This window comes from Cystobacter fuscus (genome assembly GCF_002305875.1).
Taxonomy (GTDB): domain Bacteria; phylum Myxococcota; class Myxococcia; order Myxococcales; family Myxococcaceae; genus Cystobacter; species Cystobacter fuscus_A.
Window position 1 is genome coordinate 4,644,317 of the sequence record NZ_CP022098.1, and the last position, 23,130, is coordinate 4,667,446.

The window sequence follows — 23,130 nt, forward strand, 5'->3', positions numbered from 1 at the left end:
TGCAGTCCACGAGACTCCGGGGAGCGCGGACGTGAGCCAGCGCCAGGAGCCGTTCGGACGTGCCCGCGGGTGGAGTCTGGTCCTGCTGCTGGTGCTGTTGCTGGCCCTGGGCGCCGGGGGGTTCTTCCTCGGCCGTTCCGCGCCGGACGCGCCAGAGCCCGGGGGGGTCGTGCCCACGGCTCCCGCTCCCGCTCCGGCTCCAGTCGTGGAGGTGGCGCCGCGCGCCCGGGTGATCGAGGTGGTGGGCGCGGTGGAGCGCACCCGGGGCGAGGCCTGGATGGAGCTGCGGGTGGGCGACTCGCTCGCTTCGGACGAAGCGGTGCGCACCGGCCCCGGGGCCCGGGTGGATCTCGAGGTGGGAGATGAGGCGTCGCGGCTGTCCATCCCCGAGCGCTCCGAGGTTCGGGTGGGCGAGTTCACGCGCGACGTGCACACCCTGAGCCTGGAGCGGGGTCGCATCGACGTGGACTACCGCGAGAGCCAGGAGCGCGTGCTGCGGGTGCGGAGCCAGGGCGGCACGGTGGCCGAGACGCGCGGGGCGCGCTTCACCATGCTCCGCCGCGGCACCCTGGTGGCGGTGGTGACGCGGGGCGGGGCGGTGGACCTGTCGTCCGCGGGCGCCCACATCCAGGTGGGCGCGGGGCAGCAGGGCATCGTGTTCGACGGCGCGAGGCCAGTCGACCCCGAGCCCATTCCCCTGGACGTGCTGCTGAAGGTGGCCAGGGCTCCCACCGCGAACACGCTGTGCCTGTCGCTCTCGGGCAAGGTGCGCGTGGGCACGGAGGTCTGGGTGGAGGACGAGCCCGCGGAGGTGTCCGCGGATGGGAGCTTCCGCGCGGACGTGCCCCAGGCCCCGGGCCGCTCGCGGGTGAAGGTGTTCGCGCGGGAGCCGGGTGGTGCCACGCGGGAGGTCTCCCTGACCTGCCGTTTCCGGAACCCGGCGAGCCCCCCGGCGGAGTCGGTGAAGTTCCGCTGGAACGAGGCCCCCTGACGTGATGAGGGCATACCGGGTGCCATGCGTGCTGCTCCTCGTGGGGGTGATGGCGGGGCTGGCCCCCGTGCATGCCGCCCGGGCGGACGCCGCGAGCCTCCCTTCCCAGGGCATCCGTCTCGTGTGCCAGCCCGCGCACGTGGTGCTCGGCGGGGGAGGCGAGGTGGAGGTGCGGGTGGAGCTGCCACCGGAGGCCACTCGGCTCGAGCTGTTCGCGAGCGCGGGGCAGGTGGGCTCGCCGACGTCCGTGGCACCGGGCGTCTTTCGCGCCACCTACGTCCCGCCCCGGCAGAGCCGCCCCGGAGAGGTCATCCTCGTCGCGCGGGCTCGGGGGCCCCGGGGCGATCTGGAGGGGTGGACCGTCCTGCCGCTCTGGGGCCAGGGCGAGGCCGAGGTGCGCACCCGGGCCCGTGCTCCCGTTTCCCTCCGGGTGGGTGAGCAGACCTTCGGGCCGATTCCCGCGGATGAGAAGGGGCTGGCGCGTGTTCCCATCACCGTGCCTCCCGGGGTGCGGGCGGCCGTCTTCGGCTCCCGACGCATCGAGCTCGGGCTGCCTCCCTGGCCCTACGTGCATGCCGTCCCCAACCGACGGGAGGTGTGGGCCGATCGCGAGGAGACGGTGGAGGTGTGGCTCCATCTGTCGCGCCTCTCGGGCACGCCCCGGCGGCCGCCCCGTGCCTTCTCCTTCTCCGTGTCGCGCGGCCGCGTGAGCGCGCCCGTCGAGCGGGAGCCCGGGGTCTTCCTCGTGAGCTGGACCGTGCCGCCGGGGCCCATGGGCCCGCTGGAGCTGCGAGGCGTGGTGGGCCGCGAGCCGCGCTGGTCCCTGCTCGTCCAGGTGGAGGCGCGGCCCGGTCCGGCCCAGCACTTCGAGATGCGGTTGGATCGCGACGAGTTCGTGGCGTCCGAGGAGGCCCGTGTGCTCGTGGAGGTCTCCGCCCGCGACGCGGTGGGCAATCCCACGCGCGCTGGACTGCGGCTCGCGTCGGAGCTCTCGGAGGAGCTGACGCTCGTCGAGCAGCGGGTGGGGGAGTACGCCACGCGGCTGACGCTTCCCGCGCGCTTCGCGGGACGCGAGTCCGTGGAGCTGCGGCTGTTGCGCGAGGGGAGTGGAGAGCCGGTGGCGACACGCCGCCTGAAGCTGTGCGCGGGGGAGCTCGCCCGGGTGCGGATGGCGCCGCTGCGGCCCGTGCTGGTGGCGGACGGGCTGTCGGAGGCGGCCTGGCACATCTCCCTGGAGGACCGGTTCGGCAACCCCGTCGTGGGCTCCCGGCCCGAGGCCTCGCTCACCGGGGGCCTGGAGGGCACGCTCCAGGCGAAGGCGCCGGGCCAGTACGAGCTGCGCTACGTGCCGCCCGAGTCCCGCATGGATCAGCTGTCCGAGGTGGTGGTGCGCGCGGGGGGGTTGATCGAACACGGCACGCTGCCGCTGTTGCGCCGCAGCGTGCTGTCCCTGGCGCCGCGCGTGGGCGTGATGACGAACCTCGCGGACGTGCGGGCGGGGTCCGTGGGGCTGCGCGTGGAGGCGTGGCCGGTGCGCGCGTGGCCCTCCGTGGGGGTGTGGCTCGATACCGGTTACCTGTGGTTCTCGCGCACGGGCGGAACGGTGGTGCCCGGCTTCTCCGGGGAGAATGGGATCCTCGACACCTCGCTGGCGGTGGCGTTGCGCACGCCGCGCGAGTACGGGATTCAGGCATGGGCCGGGGCGGGCGTGGGCGTGGCGTGGGTGCGGGGTCGCGCGCGCTGGGGCGAGGGACTCGAGCTGGAGCAGAGCACCCTGGTGCTCGGAGGGCAGGTGACCTTGGGCGCGGGGGCGAGGGTGGGGCCGGGGCAGCCGTTCGCCGAAGTGCGTTTCTTCCGTTTCAATGATCCGGCCCTGCCCGTGTTGAGGGGCGTGCTCCAGGGGGCCGGGTTCCACGTGGGGTACCGGCTTGAGCTCTTCTGATCGGATCCGCTGGGCAGGGGTGTTGCTGCTGGGGCTGCTCGGGCTCTCCTGCTCCCAGGGCGGCGGGTACGAGCCCCGGGTGCACCGTCTGGTGCCCGGCTGGGGGCTGACCACGGCGCCGGTGTCCGGCGTCATCGAGGGCGAGAACTTCCTGAGCCTCCCCACCCAGCACCTGGGGAGTGAGGAGGCGGTGACCCTGGACTCCGACTTCGAGGTCTACCTGGGCGCGCGCTCTCTCGACGACGTCTCGTGGACGGACACGCACACGTTGAGGGTCCAGATTCCCGAGGGACTCGCTCCCGGCTGGTACCCGCTGACGGTGGTGACGCCCCTGGGGGGCCGCGTGGAGCTGCCGCGGGCGTACTACGCCTCGGAGCAGCCGCTCGCGTCGTTGACCGCCCAGGCCTTCGTGGAGCGGCCGCGGCTGTGGCCGGACGAGCAGACCCACCTGGTGTTGACGGTGCACAACTCGGGAAGCACGCGTGCGCTCGGTGTCCGGGCGCTGCTGCGTCCGGTGGAAGCGGGAGGCGTGGAGCTGCTCTCCGCGCTCGAGCCGGAGCCCCTGGACGTGGAACCGGGGGGAGACGCCTCCTTCTCGTGGAAGCTCGCGGCCCGCGCGGAGGGGACGGTCCACTTCGCGCTGGAACTCGAGGGCCGCGAGGAGATCACCGGGCAGGCGCTCCAGGCGGCTCCCCTCCAGCAACTCCAGGTGGACGTCCGCGCCCGGCCCTCCAGCACGCTCCTCGTCTCGTCCCAGGTGGTGAACGTGAACCAGCCCTTCACCCTCACCCTGCGCGTGACGAACGACAGCGACGTGCGGTTGAGTGACGTGAAGCCCTCCATTCCCTCCGTGGAGGGGGTGAGCGTGGCCCTGCCTTCCAATCCCGTTCCCAATCAAGTGGACCTCGAGCCCCAGGAGAGCCGGGACTTCGTCTGGAGCGTTCTCGCCACCACCGCCGGCGAAGGGTTCTTCAAGGTCCAGGCGGCCGGCGCCGATGCGCTCACCGGCAACGCGGTGCCCTTCGCGGAGGTCACCTCGTCCCCCTTCACCGTCCTGAAGCGAGGGGTTCTGGCGGTGCGCTTCACCCAGTTGCCCCCGAGTGTCCGGGTGAACGAGGTGTTCGGCGTCGAGGCCACGGTGGAGAACATCGGCCAGTCCGAGGTGCGGGGCGTGGCGCTCGATGGCGCGGGCCTCGCGCAAGGCAGCCAGGGATGCCTGGTGTGGATCGTCTCGGGGCCCACGCCGAGCGCGGTGGATCTGCCCGGGGGGAAGAGCACGGTGTTCTCCGCCTACCTGCGAGTCTCACAGCCGGGCTCGTGCTCCTTCCGCGTGGGCGCCCAGGGCAGGGATGCGACGGATGACCAGCCCGTGGTGGCCACCCCCGTCACCTCCTCGGCCGTGCCCGTCACCTGGTAGGCGCCTGGGCGCCCACGCGCCTCACGAGGCCGCGATGGACATCGGCCCCAGGGCGTCGGTGGTGTTGGCGCTGCGCAGGTGGGGCGGCAGCGAGATGCGGAACGTGGTGCCCTGTCCCGGACGGCTGTTCACGGTGATGGTGCCGTCGAAGGACTCGATGATGGACTTGCAGATGAAGAGGCCCAGGCCCGTGCCCTCGCCCCGGGGCTTGGTGGTGAAGAAGGGCTGGAAGAGGTTCGCCATGTTCTCCGCGAGGATGCCCGTGCCGGTGTCCTCCACCTCCGCGCACGCCTCGCCCTTGGCGCCCGTCCACAGCCGCACGCTGATCTGATGCGAGCCCCCGTCCTCGGGGATGGCCTGGGCGGCGTTCACCACGAGGTTGAGGAACACCTGGGCCAGCCGCGCCTCGTTGGCCATCACCAGGGGCACCTCCTGGTAGTCGCGCACCACGCGGGCCCGGTAGCGGATGTGCACCAGCGCCAGCTTCAGCGCCGCGTCGAGCACCTCGCGCAGATCCACGAGCATGCTCGCGTCGTCCGAGTCCCGCGCGAACGCCTTCACGTCCCGGGCGATGTCGCGCACGCGCTCGGCGCCCTCGCGGATGTCGCGCAGGGTGCTCTCCACCATCTCCAGTCGCTGCGCGAGCGAGCCCGGCTCCCCGCTCGTGGTCGGCGGGCCGCGCAGCGCCTGGCGCAGCAGGGGGAGCTCCTCGTCCAGCCAGTCCAGGTTGGACAGGATGTAGGCCAGGGGCGTGTTCACCTCGTGCACCACGCCGGCGGCCAACAGCCCCAGCGAGGCCAGGCGATCGGACTGCACCAGCATGGCCTGCATCCGCTCGCGCTCCTGCCGCATCTGGTACTGCTGCAGGGCGAGCTTGAGGCGGTGCTCCAGGGCATCCACCTCGAAGGGCTTGAGCAGGTAGTCGAAGGCCCCCAGCCGCAGCGCCTCCACGGCGCTGTCCACGTTGCCGTAGGCCGTGACGATGAGCGCGTTGCAGCCGGGCTGGGCCGAGCGCAGCCACTTGAGGAACTCCAGGCCGCTCTCCCCGGGCATGTTCTTGTCGATGAGCGCGCAGGCGAAGGACTGCTCCGTGGCGAGCTTGCGCGCGGTGGCCGCGTCCGGCGCCAGCACCGGGTGGGCTCCCGCGCGCTGCACCACGAAGGACAGGAGGGTGCGCAGGGTCGGCTCGTCATCGACCACCAGCACGGACTCGGCCGCGGGATTGGGAGTCGTTCTCATCTGCGGGACCTCCGGTGGCGAGGGTTCCTGGATCACATTCCCCCACCCGGGTGGAGGGGAGGTCCCCGTCCCGGATTGGAGATCCAGAAGGTAGGGCAAGCTGCGGCTCTTCCGCCGTGATTGCAAGGGAGCAGGCGCGGTCCGGCCTGTCATGTCATCAAGGAATTACATGAGATATCCCCTGCTGGAAGGGGAATCACCCCGGCGTCCGGCCTAAAGCGCGATACCCACCAAATGGAGGTGACCGAGCCCGTCATCGAAGCGCCGGGCGTATTGGTAGAAAAGCGACACTGGGATGGACTGCCCGAAGCGGGTGCGCAGGAAGAGAGCGCCTCCCGCCGCCCGATGATCCGCGCGTCCGTCCGTGCGCGCCCAGGTGCCGAAGGCCTCCGCCTCCAACTGGCTGATGAAGAAGGACGGCGCCAGCCAGAGGAAGGACGTCCAGCCGTGGTCGATGATGATGCGGTAGCGGTAGCGCGCGGTGGCGATGAGGACCTGCCGCGCACTGAGCGCGAAGTCCTCATAGCCGCGCAGGGTCTCCACGAAGCTCAGTCCGGGCTGCAGGCGCAGGGGCACGCTGCGGGTGTCTTCGGGGCCCTGGCGCCGCTGGAGGGCGAAGGAGCTCAGGGGCACGCCCCCCACCTGGAGCAGCCCCTCGGGGGCCTGGGGCAGGACGCGGCCCACGAGTGACAGTTGCAGGTTGTCGCGCCGCACGAAGGGCAGTCCGGGCAGGTAGGCGCTCAGCTCGGCGCGCACGTCCGCGAAGGGCCGGGTCTCGTCGAAGGCCAGGGGGTACACGCCCGCGCCCAGCGCCAGGCCGATTCCCCGCTGCGTGCCGCCGTAGGAGGTGCTCTCCCCGGCGAAGTAGGACACGCTGGCCGAGGGGCCGATGAGCGAGGTGCGCACGCCCGGGCGCTTGGAGGTGGCGTACCAGTCGCGGCGCAGCCCGAGCAGGCTGAAGCTCACGGGCGTGGTCCAGAACGTGCGCGACAGGGACAGCGAGGCCTGGAGATCCCTGCGGCCCTCCTGGACGACGCGCGCTCCGGACAGCCGCAGGTACCAGGGGGCGGGCAGGGCGTTGCCGTAGTCGAACGTGATGCTGGGATCCCTCAGCCGCGTGTCGGCCTCCACCCCGAGCGCGTACTGGTGGAAGCCCAGCCTGTCCTGCCCCGCGAGCAACAGGCCCCCGTAGCCGATGAACCGGCCGGGGGTGCTCGCGTCGGGCAGCACGTAGACATAGGGCGCGCGCAGCTCCGGCAGGAAGAATCGCTCCAGGGGGGAGTAGGGCTCGTCGGTGAGGATGTCGAGTGGGTGCTCCAAGGGAGGCGTGGAGGAGGGCACGGACTCGGGGGGCGGGGCCTCCTGGGCGGGCTCCAGGGCGGGCGCGGGCGCCTGGGCGAGGGCCTCGGGCGGGGCGGGCGCGACGAGGGGCGCGGCATCCAGCGAGAAGTCGAAGCCGTGGCGGTTGAGGAAGACCACCTCCGAGCCGCCGAGCGGCGCCACGTCCATGACGAGGTGGGGCGCATCGGTGATGCGCAGGGGCTCGCCGCCCGCGAGCTCGAGCACGTGCGCCTGCCACCTTCCCGCGTGCTCGCGCAGGAAGACGATCCGGCCCGCGTCCAGCCAGCGGGGCGAGTAGTTGAAGTGCGCGTCGTCGGTGAGCGGGCGCACGGAGCCATCGGCCTCGAGCAGCGCGAGGTTCCATCCCCGCGGGGTGAGGCGGGGGAAGACGACGCGCCCGTCGGCGGACACGGCCGGAGGCCCGAGCGACACCTGGCCCTCGAAGTGGGTGAGGGGGGAGCGCGCGCCGGTGGCGAGCTCCAGCCGGACGAGGTTGGCGGTGTCGCCCTGGACGTGGACGAAGACATACGCCTGGCCATCCGGCGTGACGCCGCCGCCCATGCCTTCGATTCCCTCCCACGTGCGCACCACCTCGCCGGTGCGCGCGTCCACCCGCCACACCCGCGACAGGTAGCTGCCCAGGGCGTCGACGTCCGCGGCCACGAGGAAGAGCGACTGGCCATCGGCGGAGAAGGACAGGCCGCTCATGTTGAGCGGGTGGGTGGAGATCCACCGGCGCCCGGGGAGGAACTGGGTGAGCGAGCGGCTGAAGCGCGGCGAGCCATCGCGCTCGCGCACGGTGAGGTGGGGCACCGCGTCACGGCCCACGTCCACGGTGGCCAGGGCGCCGTCGGTGGGCGAGGCCGCGAGCCGGGCGAAGTAGCCCACCTCGGGGGCGAGCACCCGCTGCGAGGGGGGACGCTCGCGCCGGGGGAGCTCCCGGGCGAGGCTCTCGGTGAACTCGCGGAAGAGCGTGCCGAGGGTGGAGCCGTACACGGCCTTGAAGCGCAGCGTCACCGCCACGGGGGGCACGAGGGTGGTGCCCTGCGCCTCCACCAGCCGCCACAGCCGCTCCTCCCCGTAGGTGCGAGCGAGCCACTCCACGAAGTGGCTGCCGATGAGGTAGTTGCCCCCGAAGGGGTCCATCCGCCGGTGCTCGGGGGAGAGGTAGCCCGGGTGGAAGTCCCCGCCGAGCTCCTGGGCGGCGGCCTCGAAGAAGCCGCGCCACACCGGGCTGTGCGGCCGGCCCTGGTGCGTGCCCAGCCGTCCCTCGTAATGGACGGCCAGCCCCTCGAGGAACCAGGACTCGGTGAGGGTGTTGGGCTGGAACAGGCCCCCCGTCACGGTGTTGACCGCGCCCCACAGGCCGCCCGTCTGCTCCATCTGCACGTAGTGCACGGCCTCGTGACAGCCCACCGCGCCCAGCTCCGCGGGGCCGAAGCCCAGGAGGTTGAAGAGCTCCAGCGACATGTGCGCCGGCAACACCATCTGCTGGGGCCTGCTGGAGTAGTCCGGGGCGACGTACGCGTTGTTGAAGTCCTCGCCCGTCAGGTAGACGAGCACCCGGGAGCGCGAGCGGGCGGGGCGGGGCAGCAGGCGCAGCCGCTCGACGCAGTCCTCCACCCGCGCCGCGATGCGCAAGGCGCTGGGGCGCAGCCGGGCGGGGTAGTACAGCTCGAGCGTGCGCGTGGTCAGCTTGCGCATGTCTGCCCGGACGAAGTCCGTCTGGACGTTCTGCTCGAAGCGGGGTGTGACGAAGGCGCACCCCGTGAGGGAGAGCAGGAGCACCAGGAGGGGGAGGAAGCGGCGCGGCATCGGACACCCATCCTAGGGGGGTGCGCAATTGATGGCGATGAACTTGGATTTCGCGGTAAGGGGGCGTTCGTTTCGTTACGGTCGACTGTCCCGTAAGAGGAATCCTTCATGGCTCATCCCGCCCCTCCGCATGTCCAATCCGCCCAGGCCCAGGTCGCCGCTGCCCTCGAGCAGCTCGCGGGCAAGCCCGTGGATCTCCTGAAGACGCCCTGGCAGGAGGTGGAATCCGCCCTGCCGAACCTGCTCGGCGGCGCCTTCGATCCGAACAACCAGAACCACCAGGTGCTCGCGCTGGGCATCGGCGGAGCGCTGGCCGAGCGTCTGGCGGGCGATCACGGCGCGTTCTGGTTCCTCAACCGCGAGTCCCCCGAGGGGGCGTCGCTGGGCTTCCCCGACGCGCTCATCGTGCTGTCGCCGTTTGGCGAGGTGATGAACTCGCTCATCGCCGGCAAGCTGTCGCGCCTGGAGGAGCTGTCCGCGAGCATCCGCGGCATGCTGGGCAAGGCGCGCTTTGGCGGCGCGGGCGGCGGGCAGAAGCTGGGCCCGGCGGACTACCAGCGGCTCATCGATCCGGGCTTCATGCAGTTCCTGGTGATGGATCCGGCCAAGACGGTCAAGGCGCTGGACTCCACGCCGGACGCGCTGACGCGGGAGATCCGCGACGCGCTGGGCCGGGCGCAGATTCCCAAGGAAGTGCGCCAGCAGTTCGAGGGCCAGGTGCTCACGGCGCTGCAGCAGATGCAGCCGGGCAAGAAGCTGTCGGAGCAGGTGGAAGTGGCGCCGCGCATCGTGGAGCTGATGGCGCACCTGTTCGGCACGCAGGCGAGCACGGGCGCGGCGCAGAACGAGTTCTGGGGCCACCTCATCCTGCCCATGCTCTTCATCGGCACGCCGCAGGACTTCCCGCCGGTGGACGAGGAGGAGCTCCAGGCGTTCACCCAGGGCGTGGCGCCCATGGAGCTGTTCGTGGACGTGGTGCCGCACTCGGTGCAGGCGCCGGACGAGGGGCTGCTCGGCGCGTTCGATCGCACCGAGGTGACCCCGCTGCACGCGAGCTTCGAGCGCTCGCGGGCGCCCTTGCACCTGCTCAAGCTGAACATGGAGCGGCTCAAGCCGGTGCTGGCCAAGTTCGACCCGAACCAGATGGTGGACACGGTGCGCCGCTTCACCAAGTACATGGAGGAGAAGGCCGGCAAGGGCGCGCCGCCCAACCCCCAGAACGAGGAGATGCTCAAGGCGGCCTCGGTGCTGCTGGGTGACCTCAAGAAGCTGGTGCTCGAGGGCAAGGGCGACGTGTGCCTGCGCCAGATGACCGAGGGCGACGCCATGTCCGAGCGCGACCTGGCCGCGGTGCGCAACGCCCTGCAGGGGCCCCGCATCATCCTCAGCTAGCTGAGCCCCAGGCCTCGCCGCGCGGCGCCAGGGAGCAGAGGCATCCCGAGCGCCGCGCGCCAGGGCGGGTCCTCCCGCCCCCGTGTGTCCCTTCTCGCTCAAGCGCTCGCGCGAGCGCTCCGCGCGGGCTCCGTGCGCAGCCGCAGGGACTTGAGGCCCCGGAGGGTGAAGTGCGCCACGTTCTCCAGGCGCTGGCCGGGGACCAGGGAGAGCTGGCGGTCCGGCGTGAGCAACTCCTCCAGCGCCACCTTGGCCTCCAGCCGCGCCAGGGGTGCCCCGAGGCAGAAGTGGATGCCGTGGCCGAAGGCGACTTGTCCCGCGACGTTGCGTGTCACGTCGAAGTGATCCGGATCCTGGAACTTGCGCGGGTCGCGATTGGCGGAGCCGAAGAGCAACAGGACGCTCGCCCCCGCGGGGATACGCACGCCGGACACCTCCACCTCCTGCGTCGTCTTGCGGAAGAGCGCCTGCGCGGCCGAGTCGAAGCGAAGCATCTCCTCCACGGCGTTGGGGATCAGCGAGGGCTCGCGCGTGAGCCGCTCCAGTTGATCGGGATGGCCGAGCAGCGCGCGCATGCCGTTGCCGAGCAGGTTGGTGGTGGTCTCGTTGCCCGCCACGAGCAGCAGCCGGCAGAAGGCGGACGCGTCGTCCACGGAGAGCAGGCCCTCGCGCACGCCGTTGTCCAGCAGCGCCTGGATGAGATCCTCCCGAGGCTGCTGGCGGCGCGCTTCCAGGGCCCGCGCCATGTAGTCGGCCATTTCGCGGGAGCTGTGCTCGAGGCCGGACAGCTCCGCGCCCTTGACGAGCGCGAAGGAGATGGCGATGGCATCATCGGACCAGCGCTTGAAATCGTGCCGACGCTCCGGCTCCACGCCCAACATCTCCGCGATGACGATCATGGGCAGCGGCTCGGCCAGGTCCTTGATGAGATCGAACTCGCCCGAGCGGGGGAGCTGGGAGATGAGCTCGCGGGCGATCTGCCGGATGCGCGGCTCCATCTCGGCGATGCGCTTGGGGGTGAAGGCCCGGGTCACCAGGTTCCGGGTCTTCGTGTGGGTGGGGGGATCCTCGCCGATGAGGATGCCCCGGCGGAAGCTGCGCACGGAGATGGGGGCCACCTTCTCCGCCGCGTCGAGTTTCTCCGGCTGCACGATGGCGCGCGCGGAGGAGAAGACCGCCGGGTTCTTGGTGATGGCGACGACGTCCTCGTAGCGGCTGACGATGTACCAGCCGAGCTGCTCGTTGAAATAGATGGGGGAGTGCTCCCGGAGCGCCGCGTAATAGGGGTAGGGATCGGCCTGCACCGTGGACGACAGGGGGTTGTAGTCACTGGCTTGCATGGGGGTAGGGGCTTTCTCGAGGGTCAGGGGGGCGACCGCGGGTTGAGACTCAGCGCTTCTTCCCCGCCCCTTTCAGGAAGAAGTCGCGAAAGGGTTCCAGCAGCGCGATGAGCGGGCCGGGTGAATCCGCGTACCGGTCATGGACGATGGCGGAGCGGAGCATGCCGAGCAGCAGTGCGGGATAGAGCGCCGCGAACTCGGGCTTGAGCACGCCCTCGGCCACGCCGCGCCGCACGAGCCGCTCCGCGCAGGCGTGGATGTCGTCGAGTCCCGAGCCGCTCGTCTTCTCCGTCGTGTGGCGAAGGGCGGTCACCTCGCCCTGGACGAGGAGGGAGAAGAAGCGCCGGTGCTGCTCCAGGAAGGTGAGCGTCGCGCGCAGGAAGGCGTCGAACTCCTCGTGCCAGGGCTTGCCGCGGGCCGCCTCGCTCACCTCGTCCAGCATCTTCACGAGCTCCGCGCGGCGGCGGGCCATGAGCGCGGCGAGCAGCTCCTCGCGGTCCTCGAAGTAGTTGTAGAGCGTGCCCACGGCCACGCCCGCCCGCTTCGAGATGTCCTCGATCCGCGTGCCGCCCACGCCCTGCTCGGCGAAGAGCTGCTCCGCCGCTTCGAGGAGGGTTTGTTCCGTCTCCTCGCGCAGTCGTTCCCGGAGTGTCTTCGTGCCCGGCTCGGAGGGTGAGCGTTTCCTCATGCGATGAAGATATATTCATCGAGAGGCCGGAACAAGCGGATGTGCAACGCCTGGGGCGGAGTGCGGGACGGGCGACCCCGGCTCTGTTGACAGCCCGTCATCCGGGCCATGGATCGGGTGCCTCGCCTGTTGTGAGGGAGGGCGATGGTTAGAGTGCGGCGCTCCACCGGAGGGAGAGCCTTCCTCCGGGTGGTGACGAGAGGAAAGCCATGGCCCTGCAGAACGACTACAAGGACGTGCTCGACGTCGCGAAGAACGTGGGAGCGAAGGTCGAGTCCCGCGAGGAGAACGGCAAGCTCATCATCCAGGGGACGGTGGAGCATGCCTGGGATCGGGATCGCATGTGGGATCAGATCAAGGCGAAGCACGCCAACTGGCAGAACGAGATCGTGGTGATGCTGAACGTGACCCACGCGGAGCCCTACGGTGTGTACACCGTGAAGTCCGGGGACACGCTGAGCAAGCTCGCCAAGGACATTTATGGCGATGCGAAGCTCTACCCGCGCATCTTCGAGATCAACAAGGACCAGCTCAAGAACCCGGATCAGATCAAGGTCGGCCAGGTGTTGAAGCTGCCGCCCAAGTCGATCGCCACCTCCTGATGCGAAGAGCAGGGTGCTTCATCGGCCCCTGTCTCGGAAGTGCTCGGGCGGCAGCGGTGCCGTGCTGCCCTTTTCCGCAGCCTCCGCAGTCGGGCTATGTAGGATACGGCCATGAGGACCGGTACAACCCACCAGAAACTCATGGCTGTAGGCCTGTGCGCGTTGCTCGTCTCGTGTAGCGCCGCCCGCCATGTGCTCCCCCACGACGCGAGCGCAGCCAGTCCGTCCAGTTTCGTGCTCATCATCGAGGAACGTCCGGACGGGCAGATCACTCACTCGTGGCAATCCACCGACAGCGTCACTCGTTTTCCCTACCAACGCCAACCAGACACAGGTGGACAAGCGGGGCGCCTCGTCCCAGTGGCGGCCAGGCAGAGGGATTGTGACGAAGAGAATCGAGCGTGCTACCAAGAGTGCATGGCTCGTCCACTTCCTCGCGGATACGGGAGTTTTACCTCTCCGAGAAAGAGCGGCGGGAAATCGGAGTTCTGCCGAAGAAGCTGTCAGCAAGCCTATAATGACTGCTTGGAGTTGGAAAAGCTTCGCCCCCAGGAATTCACTTCGATGGACAGCGCGGTCGACTGGCTGAAGCGCCACCGGATGGACGTCCTGGCCGGGAGCATCATCGTGATAGCGGGGGTGACTTTCGTCGTGGTTTCCGCCGGGGCGGCAGCCGTTGTGTTGGCACCCGTGGTCCTGATGATCTCCGCGGAAGCTTCATCGGGAACTCCGGGTGCGGAGGGGGCGCGATGAACACGCGCGAACTCCTCATCAAGGCCACGGATTTCCTCGCGGGGATGGGGATCACCCCTCAATCCCAGGAGCAGCAGGAGTTTCTGGACGTCATCTTCGATGCTCTTCTCTTCATCGAATCCACGGGTCAGACATACGTCTTCGAGGACTATCGCAAACACCTCGTGTCCGATGATCCTCCGCATGTGGTCGCGTCCTTCAACACGCGCGAGGAGGCGGACTCATGGCTGAATGAACTCCCGGACCCGCCTTCTTCTGCTTACGTCCTGGTGGCGGACCAGTATCATCATCTCATCTACATCCGAGAGAAGAAACACCGCCGCCTCTTTCCTCATCCTGTCTTTGAGTATTACCTCGGCACGCGGATGCGCGAGGGGCTACCTCCTCCCGTGGCAGCCTTCGCAACGAGGGAAGAGGCAGAGGCGTGGCTTCAGGGACAGGCCGCGCCGCCCAGACAAGCAGTCATCCAAATCTCCGGCGAGCCCTACCTCGCCGTGTATCACCCCAATATCAATCACCGCTCGATATATTCCTTCTCCATCGCCGCCCGCGTGGATGAACCTGAAGGATAGGACCGAGTCCGTCGGAGCACGCTTCGACACAGTCACCCGTTGCGGCCCAGGGGTTGACTGTCTTCAGTCGAGGATGGTCTTCAGCTTCGCCAGGGATTCGGCGGGGAGGCGGTGGCCGACGAGCGACAGCCCACGTCGGGACAGAGGCCGGTAGACCGCGGCCGCGTCCGGAGGGAGCGCCGAGAGGTGTGCCGCCACCACCTCCGCGTCTCCCCGGGCGATGGGGCCCGTGTAGCCCGCCGAGAGCCCCCGTGCCTCCACCCCGCGCAGCGCCGAGCGCGTGAGGGGCAACAGCGCCGCGAGCGCTTCCTCCTCGGAAATGCCCGCCACGCGCAGGGCCTCCACGGCCGCGGACAGGGCCGCCACCACGCCCCCGGCGCTCAGCACCGCCCCGGCATGGTAGGCGGCCCGCTGTCGCTCCTTCACCCGGAGCACATGCAGTCCCACGTCCTTCGCCATCCGCTCCAACACCTCGCCCAGCCAGCGCGAGCGGGTGCTCAGGGCCACCGAGTTGCCCGCCAGCGAGTCTCGCGCGTCCGACACCGCGACGAGCGGGTGGAAGGAGCCCAGCACCCGTCCCCGGGGCGCACCGAGCGCCTCCAGCGACAGGGCACCCGCGCAGTGCACCAGGGCCGCGCCCCGCGCGAGCCGGGGCTTCCACTCCTCGGCCACCGGCGACACCGCCTTGTCCGGCACGCACAACAGGCACACGCGCGCACTCGCGATGTCCTTCTCCGTCGCGAGCCCGAGCCCCCAGTCCCGCACGCGGCGCCGCGCCTCCTCGGAGCGTACCCACACTCGCACCGGCCAGCGCCTGGCCGCGAGTGACAGCGCGAGCGCGCCGCCCACCCGGCCCGCGCCCACCACCACCACCCTCGGGCGATTAGGACGCGCGGCGCTCACGGGCTCAACGCTCCTCGCGCTGGAACTGCAACTCCCCGGCCTGCACGCTCACCCGCACCCGATCGCCGGTCATGAACTCGCCCGCGAGGATGCGCTCGGCCAGGGGGGCCTCCACCAGCCGCTGCACCACCTGGCGCATCGGCCGGGCGCCCAGCTTCGGATCGAACCCGCCCGACTTCATGAGCAGCTCCACCACGTCCGGCCCCGCCACGTACTCGATGCTCTTCTCCGTGGCGAGCCGCTTGCGGCTCTCGTCCAGCAGCAGGGTGGCGATGCGCGCCACGTCCGCCTCGCCCAGGGGGCGGAAGGGCAGCCGCTCGTCGATGCGGTTCCACAACTCCGGCGGCATCGCCTGGCGCGCGGCGTTGCTCGCCGCCTCCATGTCGCCCGCGGGCGTGGCGTTCTTGGCCAGCGGATTGCCGAAGCCGAGCAGCCGGCTCTTGCTGTGGAAGGCCTCCGCGCCCAGGTTCGTCGTGAGGACGATGACGGTATTGGAGAAGTCGATGTGCCTTCCCTTGCCATCCGTCAGCCGGCCCTCCTCCAGCACCTGGAGCAGCAAGAGCTGCACCTCGCGGTGGGCCTTCTCGATCTCGTCCAGCACCACCACGCACGAGGGGCGGCGGCGCACGGGCTCCGTGAGCTGCCCGCCGTCCCCATAGCCCACGTAGCCCGCGGGCGAGCCGATGAGGCGCGACACGCCGTGGCTCTCGGACATCTCGCTCATGTCCAGGCGCACCAGCAGATCCTTGCTGCCGAAGAGCACCTCGGCCAGCGCGCGCGCCATCTCCGTCTTGCCCACGCCCGTGGGGCCGAGGAAGAGGAAGGAGCCCATGGGCCGGCGCGAGGCGAAGCCCGCGTAGTTGCGGCGGATGACGCGCGAGATGCGGGAGATGGCGTCCTCGTGGCCGATGACGCGCTCGCCCAGGTCCGCCTCCAGCCGCAACAGCCGCGCCGAGTCCGTCATCAGCAGGCGCTCCTCGGGGATGCCCGCGATCTTCGCCACCACGCGCGCCACGTCCCCCGCCTCCACCAGCTCCTTGCCCTCGCGCTTGCACCGCGAGCCGGCCAGGTCCACCACGGAGATGGCCTTGTCCGGCATGAACCTGTCCGTCACGTAGCGCGACGCCAGCGACGCGGCGGCCACCAGCGCCTCGGGCTCGTAGCGCAGGCCATGGTGGTCCTCGTAGCGGCCGATGATGCCCTGGAGGATCTCCACCGTCTCCGGCACCGACGGCTCGTGCACCACCACGGGGGTGAAGCGCCGCTCGAGCGCCGGATCCTGCGAGATGAACTTGCGGTACTCGTCGTGGGTGGTGGCGCCGATGCAGGGAAACTCCCCGCGCGCCATGGCCGTCTTCAGCTCGTTGGCGGCGTCCTGGGGACCCTCGCCCGTGGAGCCCGCGCCCACCAGCGTGTGGATTTCATCGATGAACACCACCACGCGACCGTCCGCCCGCCGCACCTCCTCCTTGAGGGCGTTGAGCTTCTCGGAGAAGGCGCCGCGCAGCTGGGTGCCCGCCACCAGCGTGGCCATGTCCAGCTCGATGAGGATCTTCTCCGCGAGGCTCCCGCGCAGCTCCAGCAGGCGCTGGGCCACGCCCTCCACCACCGCCGTCTTGCCCACGCCCGCCTCGCCCAGCAGGCACGGGTTGTTGGTGCGCCGCTTGCCGAGCACGTCGATGACTTCGTCGATCTCCTTGGCGCGGCCCACCACCGGATCCAACTTCCCCTCCTGGGCGAGCCGGCTCAGGTTGCGGCCCTGCGAGGTGAGCACCGGGAAGCGCTTCTCGTCGAGCACCAGGGGCGCGGCGGAGCGAGCCGGCGCCGCCGGACGGGACGCGGGCGGAGGGGTGGGCGAGGGGCGGGGGGTCGCCGGAGGGGTGGCCGGAGCGGCCACGGGGGCGGACGTCGTCGAGGGCGTGGCCGTCGGGGGAGCCGCCGTCGCGGGCGGGGGCGTCACGGGGGCGGGCGCCGCCGGAGGGGCAACGGGCGCGGGCGTGCGCGAGGGCGCGCGGGCCGCGGGCGGCGAGGGGGGCGCCACGTCCTCGTGCACCTCGTCGATGAGATCGCGCGGGGAGAGGGCGGGCCGAGAGGGCGCGCGCAGGGCGGGCAGGGGGCGCGACACGCTCGGGGCGAGGATGGAGGCGGGCGGGGCCGAGGGGGGCGAGCCTGGAGGCCGGGAGGGCCGGGGCATGGTCAGCGGCGTGTTCGCCCGGCCCGGCTGGTAGCGTCGGGGCGTGCTCCCGCTGACGCAGTAGGAGAGCGCCGTGTTGGCCAGGTTCATCAACGGCGAGCACGTCTTGGCCAGCAGATCCCTCGCGGTGCAGGGCACGCGCGTGAACGCCACCAGCAGGTGCAGGCAGTCCGCCTCGCGCGAGCCGATGCTCTGGGCGATCTCCCGCGCCCGCATGCACAGGGTGCGCACCAGACCGTCCTGCTCCGCGTCGTGCGCCGTCAGTTGCTCCAGGAGGTTGTCCTCGTTGACCCCTTTTTCCCGAAGGAGCAACTGGGCCCGGTTCTCCACCGTGAAGAGAGCCAGCAGCACGTGCGCCGAGGTGAGCTTGTGCTCAACGCTCTGGGCGATGTCCGAGGCTTCGTGGAGTACCTGAGCGAAATCCGAGCTGTCGACCATTCAGACTCCAGAAGGCGAGCAGGCGAGCACATACACCCTTCGGATCCTCGCGGCAAAATTTCCGTAACAGGCCGCTACACCTTGACTCCGCCCTGGGTGAAGATGTCCGGGAAGGGGTGGGCCGCCAGCCTGTTGGGGGTGACAGGGGTCAGGCGCATTTGCAATGAAGTGCGTCCTCTCGCGTACATTCTCGCGCGGCTCCTGATCGCCTTCTCCTTGACTATGATCTCACTTGCTCAACCTGCCCGGGTACTTCTCGATCCGCTCGACGCGACGCGCGCCGCGGTCGAGGCCCATCGCTGGGTGTGGCCCCTGCTTCTGCTCGTGCTGTGTGTGTCCGCCTCGGGCACGGCGTTCTCCCTGCGCTGGGACGCGAGGGCCTCGGTGGTGCAGCGGTTGCAGATGTCGGGCCAGCTCGAGCGGATGACGGAGAGCGAGCTGTCCGAGGAGATCCAGAGCGCCCCCCGCAAGGCGCTGATCGTGGGCCTCCTCAAGGGGGTGCTCCTCATGCCGCTGCAGACGCTGGTGCTGGCGGCGCTGCTGTGGGTGTGCGCGTGGCTGTTCGATCGGAGCGCGCCCTTTGGCCGGTTGCTGTCGGCGGCGGCGCTGGCGATGCTGCCCATCGCGCTCTACCACCTGGTCTTCACGGTCTGCGCGTTCGCCCAGCCCGCCCTGTCCGAGGCGCGTGTGCAGGATCTGGTGCCCTCGAGCCTGGCCGCGCTGGGGGGCCTGTCGCCCAAGATGGAGCGGGTGCTGCGCGGGGTGGACTTCTTCAACCTGTGGAGCGTGGTGCTGCTCGGGCTGGGCTTCTCCGCGGCCACGGGCATGAGCCGGACCCGGGCGGTGGCGCTCGGGTGCGTCCTCTATGTGATGTTCATCGGCGTGGTCTTCGTGGGCCTGCCCGGCATCGCGGCGGCCAAGGCGGGAGGTGCGGCATGAACGCGGTCCTGCTCGCCGCGGTGCTCGCCGCCGCCCCCACGCCCATCCAGCTCGAGGAGGCGCGGGTCCGTAGCCGACAGAACACCCAGTCGCTCTCGGCCCTGCTCCAGGTGGCCTCCTCCGAACAGGATGTGCGCATCGCGCGCTCCTCGCTGCTGCCCCAGGTGGGCTTCCAGGTGGGGACCACCGGCGTGTACTCGGGCCCCTCGCGCGACTACAACGTCGTGCCCTCGCCGGACGGGGGCTACGTGAACACCCCGGTGGATGTGCCGGCGGCGACCTTCGCGACTTTCGGCGCGAGCGTGTCCATCCGCCAGGTCATCTATGACCGGTCCATCTGGGCGCGGCTGGAGCAGAGCGGCGCCCAGCTCGAGTCGCAGCGGGGCCAGGCCCTGGAGGATCGCGACGCCAGCGAGCAGGAGGGCATCCAGCGCTTCTTCCTGCTCTACCGCACCCAGGCCACCATCCAGGTGCTCCAGGCCAACGTGAAGCGCAGCGAGGAGCAGCTCGAGCGCGCCCGGGCGCTGTTCGTGGCGGGCCGGGTGGGCAAGGCCGAGGAGTTGTCCGCGCAGGTGAACCTGGGCAATGACCGCATCGCCGTGGTGGCGCGGCAGTCCGAGCTCGTGGGCAACCAGGTGCAGCTCGCCACGTGGCTGGCGCTGCCGGGCGCCGAGGAGGTGACGGCGGTGGAGCCGGAGCTGCTGCGTCGCGCGCCCGAGCCCGTCCTGTCCCTGTCGCAAGCGCTCGAGGAGGCGCGGACCCGCCGGCCGCTGTTGGTGGCGCTGCGCGAGCGGCTGCGCGCCGCGGAGTTGCAGGAGCGCATCGCCCACTCGGGTTTCCTGCCGCGGCTGTCCCTCTCCGTGGATTTGGAGCGCGGGGGTCCTGACGCGGACATCGTCTTCCTCCAGCCTCGGCTGCAGAACTCGGTGCGCGGGGGCCTCTCGCTGTCGTGGGATCTCTTCAATGGCTGGGCCACGACGGCCCAGGAGAGCCAGGCCCGGACCCAGAGCCGGGTGGCCGAGCTGAACCTGCGGCAGGCGGAGCGGGATCTGGAAGGGCAGGTGCGTCAGGCGCATGCGACGCTGGAGGCGCAGATCATCGCCACCGAGCTGGCCGAGGCCAACCGCAAGGCGGCCGCCGACGCCCTGGCGCTCGCCAGCGAGCGCTTCAACGCGGGCGTCAGCTCGACGCTCGAGGTGCGCGACGCCCAGCTCAAGCTCACGCAGGCGGAGCTGACCCTGCTCGAGAACAGGATTGATGTGGAGGTCGCCCGTTTCGCGCTGATGCGCGCCATGGGAACGCTGAATCCGGGAGAAGCGAAATGAAGTGGTGGAAGGCGATCATCGCGGGCGGTTTGTTCCTCGGGGCGGCGGCCATCACCGTGGGAGGGCTGAAGGACAGGCCTCCTCCCTCGGTGGAGGCCCAGTTGACGAAGGCCCGCAAGGGCGGAATCACCCGCACCATCACCGGCGCCGGCAAGGTCCAGGCGGCGACCACGGTGAAGATCTCCTCCAACCTCTCCGGAGACCTGGTGGAGCTGAAGGTGCGGGAGGGCGAGCGGGTGAGCAAGGGCCAGGTGCTCGGCCGCATCGATCCGCGCCGGTACGCGGCCGGGGCGAAGCAGGCCCAGGCGGCGCAGTCCGCGGCGCGCTCGGACGCGCAGGTCGTCCAGGTGGAGGTGGATCGCACCAACGCGGAGCTCGCGCGCGTGGAGGCGCTGGCGAACAAGCAGCTCGCCTCGGCGGCCGAGCTGGAAGTGGCCAAGTCCACGCGGGACGCGGCCGTGGTGCGGCTGGCGGCGGCGCAGCAGCGCCTGTCCCAGGCGTCCGCCGTGTACGAGGAGCAGAGCAACAACCTCGCCCAGACGACGCTCCTGTCGCCCATCGACGGCAACGTCATCGAGCTGTCGCGCGAGGTGGGTGAGCGCGTGCGCGGCTCGGACCTGTCCGAGGACGTGGTGATGACCATCGCCGCGCTCAACGTGATGGAGGTGAAGTTCGAGGTGGGCGAGCACGAGGTGGTGCACCTCAAGCCCGGCCAGCCGGCGGAGATCACCGTGGACGCGCTCGAGGGCGAGTCCTACGAGGGCGCGGTGGTGGACATCGCCCAGAAGGCGCTCATCAAGAACCCGGGTACCGAGTCGGAGGTGACGAGCTTCCCGGTGACGGTGGCGCTGAGCACGCGGCCGCCCCGGGTGTTGCCGGGCATGAGCGCCGAGGTGCGCATCTCCGCCGAGGTGCACAACGACACGGTGCTCGTGCCCATCCAGGCGGTGACGGTGCGGCCGGAGAAGAGCCTGCCGGACTACAAGCCGCCGGTGGAGGGTGGCCTGACGGCGCCCCACCGCGCGGAGTCGCTCGCCAAGGTGGTCTTCGTGGTGGACTCGGACAACAAGGCGCAGGCGCGCCGGGTGCGCACGGGCATCGCCTCCGACACGGATCTGGAGATCCTCGAGGGCATCCAGGAGGGGGAGCGCGTGGTGGAGGGCCCCTACCGCACGCTGTCCAAGGATCTCAAGTCGGGAGACCTGGTGAACGAGCCGATGCTGGGTGGGCCGGGTGGTGGCAAGTCGTGAGCACGGCGGCGCTCCCGGGTGATGCCCGGCTCATCGACGTCCGGGACGTGACGCGCGTCTTCCACGTGGGAGGCGAGGAGGTGCGTGCGCTGCGCGGTGTCTCCTTCGGCATCCGCCGGGGCGAGTGGGTGGCCATCATCGGCCAGTCCGGCTCGGGCAAGAGCACGCTCATGAACGTGCTGGGCTGCCTGGACACGCCCACCAGCGGCAGCTACCTGCTCAACGGCAAGGACGTGTCGCACATGGTCGACGACGAGCTGGCCGTGGTGCGCAACGAGGAGATCGGCTTCATCTTCCAGACGTTCCAGCTCCTGCCGCGCGAGACGGCGCTCTCCAACGTGGAGCTGCCCCTGGTGTACCGGGGCCTGGGGGCGAAAGAGCGGCGCGAGCGGGCCCGGGCGGCGCTCGCCAAGGTGCACCTGGAGCACCGCATGCACCACCGGCCCAACGAGCTGTCCGGCGGTCAGCGCCAGCGCGTGGCCATCGCCCGGGCGCTCGTGGCCGAGCCCTCCATGCTGCTGGCCGACGAGCCCACGGGCAACCTGGACTCGGCCACGGGCGAGGAGATCGTCCGCCTGTTCGAGGAGCTGCACCGCGCGGGCAACACGCTGGTGCTCGTCACGCACGAGCCCAAGCTGGCGGCGCGCTGTCCGCGGGCCATCCGCATCAGCGACGGGGAGATCGTCGCGGATGGACCCGGGCGCGAGGTGGCCCTGGGGCATGGGGCGCCGCTGCATGCGGTGGAGGGCGCATGAGCCGGGCGGTGAGGGTGGACCTGTTCGAGGGGGCGCGCATCGCGTTCTTCTCGCTGAGCGCCAACCGGATGCGCACGGTGCTCACCACGGTGGGCATCGGCATCGGCGTGGCCACGCTGCTCGCCATCGTCGGCATCATCCAGGGGCTCAACAGCTCCTTCGACAAGCAGCTGGCCAGCATGGGCACCAACTCCCTCTACGTCTCCAAGTTCCCCTGGGTGATGACGGGGGACTGGTGGATGTACCGCAACCGCAAGAACTTCACCCTGCCGCAGTTGGAGCAGATCCGCGCGCAGTCCAGCTACATCTCCGGCATGTCGCCCGTGGTGAACCGCGTGGGCGACGTGGCCTTCAATGGCGAGCAGGTGTCCACCGTGGAGATCACCGGCGCCACGCACGAGTACCTGTCCGTCGCCGCCTATCAGCTCCAGTCCGGCCGGCCCCTCACCGAGGCGGATGACGCCGTGACGCGTCCGGTGGTGGTGCTCGGCTCCAGCGTGGTGGGCACGCTCTTCTCCGGGCTCAATCCCCTGGGCCGCACGGTGCGCATCGATGGCCACCCCTTCCAGGTGGTGGGCACGCTCGCGTCCAAGGGCAAGATGCTGGGCAATGATCAGGATCTCAAGGTGGTCATGCCCTTCAAGACGTTCTACTCCACCTTCGGCAAGGGCCGGGGCTTCAGCATCGCCATCTCCATCGAGCGCTCCGAGGACATGAAGAAGGCGGAGGATCAGCTGGTGGGCATCCTGCGGCGCGTGCGCGCCACGCCCCCGGGCGCCCCGGACGACTTCTCCATCAACAAGCCGGAGATGATGGCCAAGACGTACGAGCAGCTCACCGGCGCGCTCTTCGGCGTGGCGGTGGGGGTGGGCTTCATCACCCTGCTGGTGGGCGGCATCGGCATCATGAACATCATGCTCGTGTCGGTGCGCGAGCGGACGCGGGAGATCGGCATCCGCCGGGCGCTCGGGGCACGCAAGCGCACCATCGTGTTGCAGTTCCTCATGGAGGCCTCGGCCGTATCCGCGCTCGGGGGGCTGACGGGCACGATCGTGGGCCTGGGCACGGCGAAGATCCTCTCGCTGCTCACCCCCCTGGCCGCGGACGTGCAGTGGATCACCGTGGTGGGCGGCGTGGCCTTCGCCGCGCTGGTGGGCCTGCTGTTCGGCATCTGGCCGGCGGCGCGCGCGGCCAACCTGGATCCCGTGGAAGCGCTCCGCTACGAATGAGTCTC

Annotated in this window: 18 protein-coding genes; 12 read left to right on the forward strand and 6 right to left on the reverse strand. The window is 70.4% G+C overall.

Features of this window, described 5'->3' with window-relative positions:
* Nucleotides 1–31: 31 nt before the first annotated feature.
* From CYFUS_RS19155 to CYFUS_RS19165, 3 genes are read left to right on the forward strand one after another with little or no spacing between them, the layout of a single operon-like run.
* A complete protein-coding gene (locus tag CYFUS_RS19155; RefSeq protein ID WP_095986530.1) occupies nt 32–991 on the forward strand; it encodes a FecR domain-containing protein in 960 nt (319 codons plus the stop codon).
* 1 nt (nt 992) lies between these two features.
* Entirely contained in the window at nt 993–2,933 is a 1,941-nt protein-coding gene (locus CYFUS_RS19160; RefSeq protein ID WP_157758524.1) for a hypothetical protein, read from the forward strand.
* Complete coding sequence (locus tag CYFUS_RS19165) at nt 2,920–4,350, forward strand: hypothetical protein (protein WP_157758525.1); 1,431 nt, start codon at nt 2,920–2,922, stop codon at nt 4,348–4,350. Before CYFUS_RS19160 ends, CYFUS_RS19165 begins: the two co-directional genes overlap by 14 nt.
* A 21-nt stretch (nt 4,351–4,371) precedes the next feature.
* On the opposite strand, the gene CYFUS_RS19170 is transcribed toward CYFUS_RS19165, so the two are convergent.
* Both CYFUS_RS19170 and CYFUS_RS19175 read right to left on the reverse strand, forming a co-directional pair.
* Nucleotides 4,372–5,589: a sensor histidine kinase gene (locus CYFUS_RS19170; RefSeq protein ID WP_198316628.1), complete on the reverse strand. Its 1,218-nt coding sequence runs from the start codon at nt 5,587–5,589 to the stop codon at nt 4,372–4,374.
* 213 nt (nt 5,590–5,802) lie between these two features.
* A complete protein-coding gene (locus tag CYFUS_RS19175) occupies nt 5,803–8,745 on the reverse strand; it encodes a hypothetical protein (protein ID WP_095986534.1) in 2,943 nt (980 codons plus the stop codon).
* 108 nt (nt 8,746–8,853) lie between these two features.
* On the opposite strand from CYFUS_RS19175, the gene CYFUS_RS19180 reads away from it, so the two are divergent.
* Nucleotides 8,854–10,137 carry a hypothetical protein gene (locus CYFUS_RS19180; RefSeq protein WP_095986535.1) on the forward strand — a complete coding sequence of 428 codons (1,284 nt, stop codon included), beginning with the start codon at nt 8,854–8,856 and terminating at the stop codon, nt 10,135–10,137.
* 98 nt (nt 10,138–10,235) lie between these two features.
* Here CYFUS_RS19180 and CYFUS_RS19185 read toward each other — a convergent pair whose 3' ends face one another.
* Both CYFUS_RS19185 and CYFUS_RS19190 read right to left on the reverse strand, forming a co-directional pair.
* Nucleotides 10,236–11,477 carry a cytochrome P450 gene (locus CYFUS_RS19185; protein WP_095986536.1) on the reverse strand — a complete coding sequence of 414 codons (1,242 nt, stop codon included), beginning with the start codon at nt 11,475–11,477 and terminating at the stop codon, nt 10,236–10,238.
* 49 nt (nt 11,478–11,526) lie between these two features.
* Nucleotides 11,527–12,165 (reverse strand): TetR/AcrR family transcriptional regulator, encoded by a 639-nt coding sequence (locus tag CYFUS_RS19190; RefSeq protein WP_095986537.1) that lies wholly within the window; start codon nt 12,163–12,165, stop codon nt 11,527–11,529.
* Nucleotides 12,166–12,374: 209 nt separating this feature from the next.
* Between CYFUS_RS19190 and CYFUS_RS19195 the strand changes: the two genes are divergently transcribed.
* The 3 genes from CYFUS_RS19195 to CYFUS_RS19205 all read left to right on the forward strand — a co-directional run bounded on the left by CYFUS_RS19195 (nt 12,375) and on the right by CYFUS_RS19205 (nt 14,092).
* Nucleotides 12,375–12,767, forward strand: coding sequence for a LysM peptidoglycan-binding domain-containing protein (locus CYFUS_RS19195; RefSeq protein WP_095986538.1), 393 nt, complete (start codon nt 12,375–12,377; stop codon nt 12,765–12,767).
* Nucleotides 12,768–13,331: 564 nt separating this feature from the next.
* A complete protein-coding gene (locus CYFUS_RS51740) occupies nt 13,332–13,520 on the forward strand; it encodes a hypothetical protein (protein WP_198316629.1) in 189 nt (62 codons plus the stop codon).
* The gene (locus tag CYFUS_RS19205; RefSeq protein ID WP_095986540.1) at nt 13,517–14,092 is read left to right on the forward strand and encodes a head protein; all 576 of its coding nucleotides are present in this window, start codon (nt 13,517–13,519) and stop codon (nt 14,090–14,092) included. The genes CYFUS_RS51740 and CYFUS_RS19205 overlap by 4 nt, the downstream gene beginning before the upstream one ends.
* 63 nt (nt 14,093–14,155) lie before the next feature.
* Here CYFUS_RS19205 and CYFUS_RS19210 read toward each other — a convergent pair whose 3' ends face one another.
* Nucleotides 14,156–14,995 (reverse strand): DUF2520 domain-containing protein, encoded by an 840-nt coding sequence (locus CYFUS_RS19210; protein ID WP_095986541.1) that lies wholly within the window; start codon nt 14,993–14,995, stop codon nt 14,156–14,158.
* 4 nt (nt 14,996–14,999) lie between these two features.
* A complete protein-coding gene (locus CYFUS_RS19215; protein WP_095986542.1) occupies nt 15,000–17,627 on the reverse strand; it encodes an AAA family ATPase in 2,628 nt (875 codons plus the stop codon).
* A 222-nt stretch (nt 17,628–17,849) separates the two neighbouring features.
* Between CYFUS_RS19215 and CYFUS_RS19220 the strand changes: the two genes are divergently transcribed.
* The 5 genes from CYFUS_RS19220 to CYFUS_RS19240 are packed head-to-tail and all read left to right on the forward strand — an operon-like array spanning nt 17,850 to nt 23,125.
* The gene (locus CYFUS_RS19220; protein ID WP_269770274.1) at nt 17,850–18,566 is read left to right on the forward strand and encodes a YIP1 family protein; all 717 of its coding nucleotides are present in this window, start codon (nt 17,850–17,852) and stop codon (nt 18,564–18,566) included.
* Nucleotides 18,563–19,891 carry a TolC family protein gene (locus tag CYFUS_RS19225; protein WP_095986544.1) on the forward strand — a complete coding sequence of 443 codons (1,329 nt, stop codon included), beginning with the start codon at nt 18,563–18,565 and terminating at the stop codon, nt 19,889–19,891. The genes CYFUS_RS19220 and CYFUS_RS19225 overlap by 4 nt, the downstream gene beginning before the upstream one ends.
* The gene (locus tag CYFUS_RS19230; RefSeq protein ID WP_095986545.1) at nt 19,888–21,141 is read left to right on the forward strand and encodes an efflux RND transporter periplasmic adaptor subunit; all 1,254 of its coding nucleotides are present in this window, start codon (nt 19,888–19,890) and stop codon (nt 21,139–21,141) included. The genes CYFUS_RS19225 and CYFUS_RS19230 overlap by 4 nt, the downstream gene beginning before the upstream one ends.
* A complete protein-coding gene (locus CYFUS_RS19235; protein WP_095986546.1) occupies nt 21,138–21,896 on the forward strand; it encodes an ABC transporter ATP-binding protein in 759 nt (252 codons plus the stop codon). Before CYFUS_RS19230 ends, CYFUS_RS19235 begins: the two co-directional genes overlap by 4 nt.
* The gene (locus CYFUS_RS19240) at nt 21,893–23,125 is read left to right on the forward strand and encodes an ABC transporter permease (protein ID WP_095986547.1); all 1,233 of its coding nucleotides are present in this window, start codon (nt 21,893–21,895) and stop codon (nt 23,123–23,125) included. The genes CYFUS_RS19235 and CYFUS_RS19240 overlap by 4 nt, the downstream gene beginning before the upstream one ends.
* The last annotated feature ends 5 nt before the right edge of the window (nt 23,126–23,130 follow it).